Source organism: Marinilabilia salmonicolor JCM 21150 (assembly GCF_000259075.1).
GTDB classification, from domain to species: domain Bacteria; phylum Bacteroidota; class Bacteroidia; order Bacteroidales; family Marinilabiliaceae; genus Marinilabilia; species Marinilabilia salmonicolor.
On record NZ_AJKI01000008.1, the window covers coordinates 38,310 to 49,849 of the forward strand.

7 protein-coding genes and 2 tRNA genes are annotated in these 11,540 nt (G+C 40.0%); 7 read left to right on the plus strand and 2 right to left on the minus strand.

The genetic code is table 11. The annotated features are described in order from the left end of the window. The first annotated feature begins 119 nt into the window (after positions 1–119). The 3 genes from W7W_RS0105945 to trpB all read left to right on the plus strand — a co-directional run bounded on the left by W7W_RS0105945 (position 120) and on the right by trpB (position 5,951). Positions 120–2,675, plus strand: a complete 2,556-nt coding sequence (locus tag W7W_RS0105945) for a TonB-dependent receptor (RefSeq protein WP_025006912.1) — start codon at positions 120–122, stop codon at positions 2,673–2,675. A gap of 25 nt (positions 2,676–2,700) precedes the next feature. Further along, on the plus strand, positions 2,701–4,512 hold the full coding sequence (locus W7W_RS0105950) for a hypothetical protein (RefSeq protein WP_010662907.1): 1,812 nt from the start codon (positions 2,701–2,703) through the stop codon (positions 4,510–4,512). Between the two features lie 227 nt (positions 4,513–4,739). Beyond that, a complete protein-coding gene (gene trpB, locus W7W_RS0105955) occupies positions 4,740–5,951 on the plus strand; it encodes a tryptophan synthase subunit beta (protein ID WP_010662908.1) in 1,212 nt (403 codons plus the stop codon). A gap of 128 nt (positions 5,952–6,079) precedes the next feature. On the opposite strand, the gene W7W_RS0105960 is transcribed toward trpB, so the two are convergent. Further along, positions 6,080–6,970, minus strand: a complete 891-nt coding sequence (locus W7W_RS0105960; RefSeq protein WP_010662909.1) for a tetratricopeptide repeat protein — start codon at positions 6,968–6,970, stop codon at positions 6,080–6,082. Positions 6,971–7,301: 331 nt separating this feature from the next. Here W7W_RS0105960 and W7W_RS0105965 point away from each other — a divergent pair. From W7W_RS0105965 to W7W_RS0105980, 4 genes are all read left to right on the plus strand, one after another. Beyond that, positions 7,302–7,374, plus strand: a tRNA-Trp gene (locus W7W_RS0105965). Between the two features lie 10 nt (positions 7,375–7,384). Next, positions 7,385–7,472 (plus strand) — tRNA-Ser (locus W7W_RS0105970). Between the two features lie 249 nt (positions 7,473–7,721). Then, the gene (locus W7W_RS0105975) at positions 7,722–8,936 is read left to right on the plus strand and encodes a site-specific integrase (protein ID WP_010662910.1); all 1,215 of its coding nucleotides are present in this window, start codon (positions 7,722–7,724) and stop codon (positions 8,934–8,936) included. 304 nt (positions 8,937–9,240) lie between these two features. Continuing rightward, entirely contained in the window at positions 9,241–10,161 is a 921-nt protein-coding gene (locus W7W_RS0105980) for an MBL fold metallo-hydrolase (protein WP_010662911.1), read from the plus strand. 388 nt (positions 10,162–10,549) lie between these two features. Here the strand turns inward: W7W_RS0105980 and W7W_RS0105985 are convergent, their stop codons facing one another. After that, positions 10,550–11,068, minus strand: a complete 519-nt coding sequence (locus tag W7W_RS0105985) for a hypothetical protein (RefSeq protein WP_010662912.1) — start codon at positions 11,066–11,068, stop codon at positions 10,550–10,552. Positions 11,069–11,540 lie beyond the last annotated feature (472 nt).

The window sequence follows — 11,540 nt, forward strand, 5'->3', positions numbered from 1 at the left end:
ATTGGAATGTGAAAAATCCTTAATTGATTGTTGTTTGAACCTGCCCAAATATCTGACAAAGATTGATTTGAATGCCAAAATAAAACGTAAAAAGCAACCTTTAACATGTTTTGTTACTTATGAGAAAATCAAGTTTTTTATTCCTGATGGCTTTTCTGCTGTTTGTATCGGCAGGGCTAAATGGCCAGGTTACCGTTACCGGTAAGGTCATTGACAAAGAAACCCGCGAAGCTCTTATCGGAGCGGCAATCGTGGTTCAAGGTACCAGTCAGGGTACGGTTACCAACCTGAACGGATCATTTAAGCTTTCCGTGAAACCGGAACAGCAGACCTTGCTGTTTGCTTATCTGGGTTATGTGGATTTAACCAAATCTATTAATCCCGGAAATGAAGAAACCGTTGACCTGGGCGTAATTGAGATGGAATCGAGTACAGTAGGACTTAATGAAGTTCTTGTGTTAACTTCTTTTGCGCGTGATAAAGAGACACCGGTGGCGCTCTCCACTATCGAACCTGCTACTATTGATGAGAAGTTGGGTTCCCTGGAATTTCCACAAATATTGAAGTCCACACCTTCGGTTTACGCTACACGGGGTAGTGGTGGTTTTGGTGATTCCCGGATTTATCTTCGAGGATTTGATACCAATAACATTGGAGTACTGATCAACGGAGTGCCTGTAAACGATATGGAAAATGGTCGTGTATACTGGTCCAACTGGTCCGGACTTTCTGATGTAACTAAAACCATGCAGGTGCAGCGTGGTCTGGGAGCTTCCAAACTGGCATTGAGTTCTGTTGGGGGTACCATCAATATCCTTACTAACAGTACTGATGTGGCTAAAGGTGGTTCTGTTTATACCGGAGTGGGAAATGATGGCTACCGCAAGCAAACATTTTCAGCTTCCACCGGTCTGATGGAGAATGATTGGGCTGTTTCTCTGATGGGTGCACACACCTATGGAGATGGTTACATCAATGGAACCAATTTTGATTCCTGGACTTATTTTATGAATGTATCAAAAATTATAAATGATCAGCATCGTATCTCATTTACTGCTTTCGGTGCTCCACAGTGGCACAATCAGCGCGGAACAGCTTCGTTGATTCAAGCTTATCGTGACGATGCCGACGGTATCCGTAGAAATCTGAGTTACGGAATCCGTGACGGAGAAATTTATGGTGGTGGATATGGTTACAATGAGTATCACAAACCTCAGCTTTCTTTAAATCATTACTGGAATATTAATTCAAGCACCATTCTTTCTACTGCTCTTTATGCTTCCATCTCTCAAGGTGGAGGGCGTCGTGTGGATGGAGAAAACGGAGATTGGCTGAATATTGATTACGATACCGGAAGTCCTACTTCCATGACACTACAAACACCCGACGGATTACTTGATTTTGAGGAAGCAGCCCGCAGAAATGCTGAGTCTGAAACCGGTTCTAAAGCAGTGGTGGGTATGAGTGTAAACCAGCATCAATGGTATGGCTTGCTCTCCACCTTGAATAAAGAACTGGGGAATATTAATCTTACCGGTGGTTTTGATGGTCGTTACTATATTGGGGAACATTACAAAGAGATTACCGACCTGCTCGGGGGTAAATATTTCCTGGATAATTTGAATCAAAATCGTCCTGAAGGTACGCCATTGAAAGAAGGCGATAAGTATTCCTATCACAACGATGGGGTAGTTGCCTGGGGAGGATTGTTTGGTCAGGCTGAATATATCGGCACCAACTATTCTGCGTTTTTGACGGCTGCAATTTCTCAAAAAAGTTATCAACGCATTGATTACTTCCAGTATGCTCCGGGGAATCAAAAATCTGATTGGGTACATTTTAATCCCTGGAGTGTAAAAGTGGGAGCCAACTATAATGTCACTGAAGAGCATAACTTCTTTGTAAACGGTGGTTACTTTACACGTGCTCCTTATTTTTCTACCATTTATCTGAATTATACCAATGAAGTTAACGATGGTGCGAAATATGAGCAGGTGCTTTCGTTTGATGCAGGTTACGGATTTTCTCTTCCCAACTTCAGGGCTCGTATCAATGGTTACTGGACCAACTGGAAAGATAAAGGGCTGGTGAGATCTTTTGCTGGCGAAACTGCGAATATTCCCGGTATCAATGCTATGCATACAGGTATTGAATCTGAAATTTTCTGGAAGCCTGTGCCTGAACTCTACATTAAGGGGATGTTCTCCTGGGGTGACTGGATCTGGGAAGATGACGTGAACTTCTCATTGTTTGATGATAATAACCAATTGCTGGGCGAGTATTACGCATATATTGGCGACGTCCACGTGGGTAACTCAGCACAGATGACATCATCGTTGAGAGTGGATTATGAAGCATTTCCCGGACTGAAAGTGGGAACTGATGTCAATTATTACGGAAAGAACTTTGCAGAGTTTGATCCTACCAACAGAACTACCGAAGGGGTGAAGGAAGACTCATGGCAGTTGCCCGATTTTGTAACGATGGATATGAATATGAAGTATGATTTCCACATCGGTTCTTTGGAGGCAACCGTTTATGGTAATGTAAACAATCTGCTCAACACAGAATATATTGCTGATGCCAGGGACGGATATGATCATAATGCAGGTACTGCATTGGTTTATTACGGCTTTGGTACTACATGGTCAACCGGACTGAGAATTAAATTCTAAAACTTCATTAAAGAAAAAGATTATTATGAAAAAACTATTATATATTCTGGCGTCTTCGATGTTTCTTCTGTGGAGCTGTGAGCCACTGGAGGATACCTACGAAGAACTTGACAAAGAGCAGGGTGCCTATAGTGAGAATGTATCAGTGACGCTTGCTGATGACGACTATAACACGGTATCCACCATTGCAGAGAAACTGGGTAATTCTGATGCTTCCGATTTTATCGATGACAATCTGGCGTTTAGTGAGCAATACCCGGCTGCAGATTTCATCCCTTCATTTCTAGGGGAGACTTACCTGGCTTTGAACAAAGATTCCAGAGCTAATGTGACATTTAATTACATGCAGGGAAATCCGGAATATGTTTCAGCTTATGTTCCCGGAGACAATTCTGAACTGAGTGTATATTCAGTAAGTTCTGAGGATTATGCCGCCATTGGTGGGGATGTTGCCGCTTATGAAATGTTTTTTGCATCCAATCCTCCCGAAAATAACCTTCCTACAATTCTTGACAGTCAGTTTCCAGATGCAGAAGAAGGGAAAAAGGTGTTAGCGCAATTCAAGTATGCCGAGGAGGTTTCTTCCAGCCCAACTGTTGCTTTCACAGTAACAAGTGAGGACTATCAATTAATCGTTGACTCTGTTGCAGCAGACCCTGAAAAGAGTCATTTGATCAGCAGTTATGGGAATGATGAGTATTATTATGGCGCAAATGCTCACTATGAAAACTTTGATGCTAATTTATACAGACGAGTTGAAGGTGGGCGTTATGAGCAGGAAGAATATTTTGATCTGACAGAAGAAGAAGGTGAGGCTTTAATTTCTCAACGTATTCAGGAGGGCATACAGATTTTGTTGCGAACCAAATATCCTGATGCCAAAGCTACTATTAATGGTAATCAAGTCTATTACATTGTTACTTATGATGTTTATGGTGGAAATTCCGGAACGTATAATGTTTCGTATGTAGTTGCAGAAGAGGGAAGTCCTGCAACTTTTGAATTGCTGGATGAACCTACCACTGAACCTTTGGCCTATTCTTCATCTCCTACTGTTTACGATGGTGTTTATTATGCATTTGATGGTAATACCTGGAAGCCAGAAGAGGATGTTTACTACCTTTCTTCAGAAGATTATAACCAGATGGGAGCACCTGGAGATGACGATGAATTTTCCTCTTCAGCTGCACCTGATACCTACTTGCCAATCTATATCCAAATGTTAAAACCTTTTGCTCAGGAGGGAGATAATGTTGTAATTGGTTACAAATATAATAGCGATTCTACGCCAACTCGGGCATCCGAATATGTGTTTAACGGTGCCGAGTGGCAAAATAGTTCTAGAATTATGGAACGCAGTGAACAATTCGTGCACAATGGCTCAGAATGGGTGTTTGATCCTACTGTTGTCTTTACAATGGCCACAGAAGATTATCAATACATTGTGGATTATGTGAAGACTGAGATTGATGGAGGTTCCGATTACCTGAACAGCTACGGAACTGGTGAATACTATTTTGGTGCCGATGCTTATTATGAAAACTTTGATCTCCGACTGGCCAACAGGACTGAGTATAACATTCCTGGATTCGAAGGCCTTTCTATCGAAGATGCTATAGCTCTTACATATGAGCGTTTGGGTGAAGCAGTTGAAGTAATGCTGATGGAGAAATATCCGGATGCAACAGCCCAGGTTAACGGTGTGGATGTGCATTACATTGTAACGGTCGATACTTATGAGAACGATCTTAGCCGTGGAAAATATACCTTTGATTTCCAGTGTGTGAAGAGCGGACCAAATCCTGAGTTTGAGTTAGTGGAGACACCTGAATTTTAAATAATCAGAACATAGTTTTGAGATTTTAAAACAAATTAATATCTTGCACACTCATTTGATAACAAATAGTAATATGAATAACAATCATTCACATATTTGGTGGCGGGAACTGGACTCATAACAGGTGGGACAGCCGTCAATTTGTGTGCAACAATATCAACAAAGAAACCGCAGGCTTTACCACCTGCGGTTTTTTTGTTTTTAAGAATTAATTTAATATTACCGTTATGCCAGAAAATTACTTTAAAAAATTTCCCGACAAAGAGGGATTCTACAAAGAGTATGGAGGAGCCTTTTTGCCTCCGGCTCTGGAAGAAGAGATGAAGAAGATTACCGATGCATACTATGCCATCAGTAAATCGCACAATTTTATTTCGGAACTCCGAAGCATCAGGAAACATTATCAGGGACGACCCACACCAGTTTATTACTGTAACCGGTTATCTGAAAAATATGGAGGTCGCATCTACCTGAAACGAGAGGATCTGAACCACAGTGGTGCTCACAAGTTGAATCACTGTATGGGGGAAGCCTTGTTGGCCAAGTACATGGGCAAGAAAAAGCTGATTGCCGAAACCGGCGCCGGTCAACATGGAGTGGCATTGGCCACAGCAGCTGCTTACTTTGGCCTTGAGTGCGAGATTCATATGGGAGAGGTGGATATTGCTAAGGAGCATCCCAATGTGGTGCGGATGGATATTCTGGGAGCCAAAGTGGTACCTGTGTCTAGAGGTTTAAAAACACTGAAAGAAGCCGTGGATTCAGCTTTTGAAGCTTATGTGAAGGATCCTGTCAATTCTATTTATTGTATTGGCTCAGTTGTGGGTCCGCATCCTTTCCCAATGATGGTTCGTGACTTCCAACATGTGGTGGGTATCGAAGCCCGTGAGCAGTTTCAGGAAATGACTGGCGAATTGCCCGATAGTGTGGTGGCTTGTGTCGGTGGCGGAAGTAATGCCATGGGAATGTTTTCGGGTTTCATGAACGACGATGAAGTGGATTTATTTGGGGTAGAGCCAGGTGGTCGCTCCATGAAAACGGGCGATCACGCTGCAACAATGGTTCAGGGAAAACCGGGAACCATCCATGGATTTAAATGCTATCTACTTCAGGATGAGGAAGGAAATCCCAGTCCGGTGTATTCTGTGGCCAGCGGATTGGACTACCCCGGAGTGGGACCGGAGCATAGTATGCTCAGAGATATAAAACGTGTCAATTATGATGTGGTGAATGATCAGGAGGCCATTGATGCTTTTTTTGAGCTCAGCAGACTGGAAGGAATCATCCCGGCGCTTGAGAGTGCCCATGCTGTGGCCTATGCATTAAAGCTTGCTCAAAAAGACCCCCGCAAATCTGTTTTGGTTAATTTGAGCGGTCGTGGCGATAAGGATATTGATTTTGTGGTAGAGAACTATGGCAAAGATTATGGAATAGGATAGAGTATTATTTTGTTTTACATAGAAAAGGCTGTTGAGAAAATGATCGCAACAGCCTTTTTTCTCATTTTTTTTATCGGTATGGGGTAACAAAACCTCTATTCACTATTCTCTAAGCTCTATTCTCCAATTTACCGCTGATTCTCCAGCAACATATCCATTTTGGAGGCCTCTTCTTTCATGTCCAGGCGTAAGTATATATTTTTTAGATATCTGATGTATTGCTGGTTGTCCGGATCTTCGGCATGCAACTTCTCAAAAAGCTCTCTGCTTTGGCGGAACATGGAAGAAATCTTTTTCAACTCTCTTTTCAGGTAAACGTAGGCCGTGTAATTTTGGTCTTTGTTGTATTTGGACATTTCTGCCTTATACCAATTTTCGGCTCTTTCGGTGATGTCCATGGCCTTCCATTCCATTGCCGGTTTAAAATCCGGGTTCCCTTCCAGTATCTTGTTGTTGATTTCGCGTGCTTCCTCCTCTTTCCCTGTAGCTTCGAGTGCTTCCACGCGCATAAACATGAATCGGGGATCGGTCAGCGAAGGCATTCTTTTTGCCCTTTCCAGTGCTTTCTCATACTCTTTACGTTTCATCTCAAAGGCAAAGAGTATTTGTGAAACTTCAGCTTTCTTTTCTTCAGATTCCAGCTGGTCGTAATGATCTGACCACAAATGGTATTCTTTGTCTGTTTTTCCAGTTTTGTTGTAAACTTCAGCCAACATCTCCACTGCTTCAATATCTCCTGTTTTCTCTATGTTTCTGCGGAGGATTTCTTCTGCTTTGGTGTAATTCTCCATCTCCATAGCGGCATTCCCGGCCATCTTCAGGTATTCCGGTTTTATATTGCTTTCTTTGGTTTGATGGTATTTCTCAAGTTGGTTGTATGCAGTTAACACTCCCGGATAATCCTTCGTCTCGTAGGCCTGACTCATGCTGGTTTGATATCCCTGTACCTGTTTCAGAGGGTTACAGGCAGCTATAAACATCATCAGCAAAACGGGTAAAATGAGATTTTTTGAGTTCATCGGTATCTAATTTTGAGTTTATCGTTCTTAAATAACTTATGCATTTCCTATGCCAAAAAGTTTGTGTTCCGGCAAAGGCAGCTAAATTAACATGGTATATTCAGCAAAACAAATGCCTGAATGTAAAAAAAGCAAGAAAAAGTTATACTAAATCCGTTCTGCGTGTATTGAAAGAACGTTTGAATGGATGACAGAGTTCAATTTTTATTGTTTAAGACGATAAAAAAACTTGATTGTCAAAAGCTTGAAATTATATTGAAAAATATCCATAGAAACGTTGGGTTGTATGGTACAAAAAAACTATTTTTGCACCGCACAAACGCTAAAATACACGGGTGTAGCTCAGTTGGTAGAGCACTGGTCTCCAAAACCAGGTGTCGGGAGTTCGAGCCTCTCCTCCCGTGCAGTATTTTAGGAGAGTTGGCCGAGTGGTCGAAGGCGCACGCCTGGAAAGTGTGTAAACCTCAAAAGGGTTTCGAGGGTTCGAATCCCTCACTCTCCGCTGGGAACATAAGCAAAAAGAAGTAAAGCCCTGTAAGTCAACACTTACAGGGCTTTTTTATGTGCACAACGGTGCAAAAAAGGGCTAAAAAACGCATATTTTTGGTGGACTTCCGGTGGACTTTATAAAACCCGATTTTAGTCCACCAGAAACGGTTTTAAATTGCGCTCAATCGCCCTGTATTACTGCCTTTCAGAAACTTTAAAAATGAACTCATAGCAATAGTTTTAACCTCAAAAATTAACTGTTATGAGTGGACTTGAGAACGTCAGAATCCTGTTCTTTATTAAAAGAACAAAACTGCTTAAGAATGGGGAAGCATCCATTTTTGTCAGAATCACCATCAATCAGGAGCGCACAGAGTTTGCCGCCAAAAGAAGTGTAAAGCCCAAACACTGGAGCGACATCCAGCAGAAGGTTAAAAAGAATGCGCCGGAAGGGGAAGCGATCAACGCAGCTTTAGATCATTTCAAAAAGCGCATAGCCTCAATTGTGGAGTACTTATCCTACGAAGAGGTAGAAGTTACTCCCCGGTTGTTGCAAGAGAAACTGCTGGGCAAGAAAGAACAAAAGCGCACCATCCTCAGTGTTTTTAGAGAGCACAATGAAAACGCAAGAAAATTAATGGGCATTGATTTTGCCAAAGGTACCGTGGAGCGATATGAAACCAGCTACAAGCATACCAAAGATTTTATTCGCTGGCGCTACAAGCGGGAAGACCTGGCTCTGGATGAGCTCAACCAGCAATTTGTAAAGGATTATGAGCTTTACTTTAAAACAGTGCGCAACTGCGCTCACAATTCCACCACCAAATATCTGAAAAACTTTAAAAAGATAGTCAGGATTGCCTTGGCAAATGGATGGTTGAAGAAAGACCCGTTTGCTACCATTAAATTCAAATTGAATCAGGTGGATGCTGTTTACTTAACCGACACTGAACTAGAGGCTATTCGCCAAAAGGAATTGCGCATTGAGCGCATTGACCAGGTACGTGATATATTTCTCTTTTGCTGCTACACCGGACTGGCATTTTCCGACGTAAAAACCCTCAAACCGGAACATCTGACAACAGACAAGGATGGTTTTCTCTGGATATATAAGAAACGTCAAAAAACTCATCAAATGAGCACCATTTTTGTCATCGATGCTGCCCGGCGGTTGCTGGAGAAATACCAGGACAAACCGGAATTGCTGGATAAAGGCATATTGTTGCCGGTTTTGAGCAACCAAAAGATGAACAGCTACCTGAAAGAAATTGCGGACCTCTGTGGCATTGTAAAACCTATTTCAACGCATACTGCCCGTCACACTTTTGCAACAACGGTGGCATTGGAAAATGACATGCCCCTGGAGGTGGTTTCCAAAACACTTGGTCACTCCAATATTAAAATGACGCAGCGCTATGCCCGTACAACGGAAAATCTGATTAAAAAGAATATGTTGAAACTTGCCGGGAGGTATTGATTCATGACTTTTGAATAAAACAAAAAGCGCAAATTTTCAGTTTTAAACAGAGAGATGCGCTTTTTTTTATTTCTATTGTTTGTTGATGGTTAATTGAGGGGAAGGGGGACATTCACTACTACCCACTTGTAATAATTGTTTTGGGTCTTTTGTTATTCTGCAAAGTCCATTTTGTTGCTATTCATTAAATAAAGGAATGAGGTCGCAATAGCCTCATTTTAATTATTTTATTTACATTTTATTTGACTTGGATTAAAGAATAGACTAACTTTTGACTAAGATAAGAAAAACATAAACTAATAAAATGAATCCCGGCAACTTACACCGCTATTTTATATTGCTGATCTTTTTCTTTTTTTCAGTCTGTAACTGGGTGTATGCTCAGAATGCAATGCTAAACACAAAAGAGATTAACCAAATAGCCGACAAATTTTATTTATTAAGCCAATATGGATGTAATATTGTAGTTATGGCAGGTCCTGAAGGACTGCTGTTAGTTGACTCAGGGACTAAAGAATATGCATTCAAAACCGACTCTGTAGTGTCAACTATTTCAGATAGCTCAATAAAATATGTATTAAATACTCATTTTCATTTTGATCATGTGGGAGGAAATATGAAGCTTTCCGAGACCGGAGCTACCATTATTGCAAATGAAGAAACAAGGAAACGTATGTTATCTGAGTGGAATATCCCTGAAATCCAGGGAATGAAATATCCGAAAGTTTTACCATATTCTGATAAATATTTACCAGTAATTTGTTTTGAAGATTCACTTAAACTATTTTTTAACAATGAAATAGTTCAGGCTATCAGCTATCCAAATGCTCACTCAGATTGTGATGTGATTTATTACTTCCAGGCTTCAAATATCATTCATGCAGGAGATTTATTTTTTTCCAACGGGTTTCCTGTTATTGACATTTATTATGGAGGAACAATCGCAGGTTACATAAGAGCAATTGATAGTATTTTGGAACTTTGTAATGAAAAGACAATTATTATTCCCGGACATGGTGTTATTTCTAATCGTCAAAAATTAAACGATTATCGTAATATGTTAGTTGAATCAAAAATCAGAATTTTTAAACTTATTAAGGAAGGTAAAACTCTAGATGAAGTAATTGCTGCAAATCCTACAAAAGATCTTTTAAAAGAAGGGGAATCATGGATACCCATTAATATTTTTGTTAATACTGTGTACCAGGATTTATCAAAAAAATAAAATCGAATTAAAACTTTGCTTCGAATAACCGGTTATGTCAGTCTCAAACAATTCTTATTAATTTCAAAACAATTCTCTGGGCCGTCTTTACTGCCACTTTCCCGTTAATTAAAGTTTTTATAATTCAGAGTATTAGCCTGATCATTAAATCCTTTCCGAAGGCTTATTGTTGCCTGATTGTCACTATTCCAGTAGGTCTATGTGCAATCATATCATGCTTAATTTTGTTCAGAAAATATTTTTCTTTCCGTTTAAATATCTTCTTGTTATTCTAAAAAACTGGTTTTTAAAAGAATATGGTTAATCATCGGTTTGAATATTATTAGTCTTTCAGGGTGGATTTCACTTCCGCCTAATAAAATAGGTGTTGATTTCAGTAAAAGGGATATCAGGAGGTTTTCTTTTTAAGGGTAACGATCAACCCTTTATTGTTCTCTTCAAATGAAACTTTGGAATTCATATAATCAGCGATTTGCTCATGCATAATTCTCAAATAGGTGATGTATTCCTCGTAAGTTACATCGAATACCGACCCGTTTTCCTTAAGCCATGAAAATAAATTTGTTGTTTCAAAGACGACATGTACATCAGATTGTTCCAGGATTTTCACTTCACCAATAGGGCTGTAGCAATAAAAATTATAAAGGCAGCCCTGTACAAAACCTTTAAATTCTTTCTCTGCTGGCCAGGTTGTTTTAAACAAATTGCCAACATGGGTGGCTACCTCTTCCACTGTTTGTCCCATTTGTTTTGCGTAGTTTATTTCAGATAATAAGATAAAATTTGCCTGACCAACCATCCTTTGATACCGGGCACTGTCGGGAAGAGTGGGAACAGAAAATTCTGTCTGTGAAAAAACCGGATCGAACAGAAGGGTTAACATTAAAATAAATGCTGTCTTTTTCATGTTTTTTGTTTTTAGTTACGAACGAATCAAAGAAATAGTGAAATCAACACCGGAATTGGAATATTTTTGTTTTGGTAAAATAAATTGACTTTGCTGAACTTTGTTTAATGAGTTTTACGGATTAGGAGAGTGTAAGTTAATGTTGTACATTGCTTTTTGTCAATGAATTAAAGGTTAAGAATACGAAAAAATGCATTGGAACGTGTAATGCTCATTGCCACCTGATTGTGGTGAAAGATGAATAAATTAAGAGAGGATTCGGGTAGCGCCTTTGGTCAAAGTAGAAGCATATTTTTAGAAAGTAGAATCCGTGATAGCAGGCATAATTAAGCGCTTTTAATTTAATATCCAGGTAATTATTAAATTATCCAATATCGCATATCGCGATATACGATATTAATCATTACTCTCTATTAAAATTTCCTTCAAATGGAGGAGATTTAAGCTTAACTTTATTTTTATTAGAATAAAT

Bases quoted from the DNA above. Each gene is read 5' to 3' on its own strand.
- W7W_RS0105945 (WP_025006912.1), top strand. From the start codon at position 120: ATGAGAAAATCAAGTTTTTTATTCCTGATGGCTTTTCTGCTGTTTGTA.
- W7W_RS0105950 (WP_010662907.1), top strand. From the start codon at position 2,701: ATGAAAAAACTATTATATATTCTGGCGTCTTCGATGTTTCTTCTGTGG.
- trpB (WP_010662908.1), top strand. From the start codon at position 4,740: ATGCCAGAAAATTACTTTAAAAAATTTCCCGACAAAGAGGGATTCTAC.
- W7W_RS0105960 (WP_010662909.1), bottom strand. From the start codon at position 6,970: ATGAACTCAAAAAATCTCATTTTACCCGTTTTGCTGATGATGTTTATA.
- W7W_RS0105975 (WP_010662910.1), top strand. From the start codon at position 7,722: ATGAGTGGACTTGAGAACGTCAGAATCCTGTTCTTTATTAAAAGAACA.
- W7W_RS0105980 (WP_010662911.1), top strand. From the start codon at position 9,241: ATGAATCCCGGCAACTTACACCGCTATTTTATATTGCTGATCTTTTTC.
- W7W_RS0105985 (WP_010662912.1), bottom strand. From the start codon at position 11,068: ATGAAAAAGACAGCATTTATTTTAATGTTAACCCTTCTGTTCGATCCG.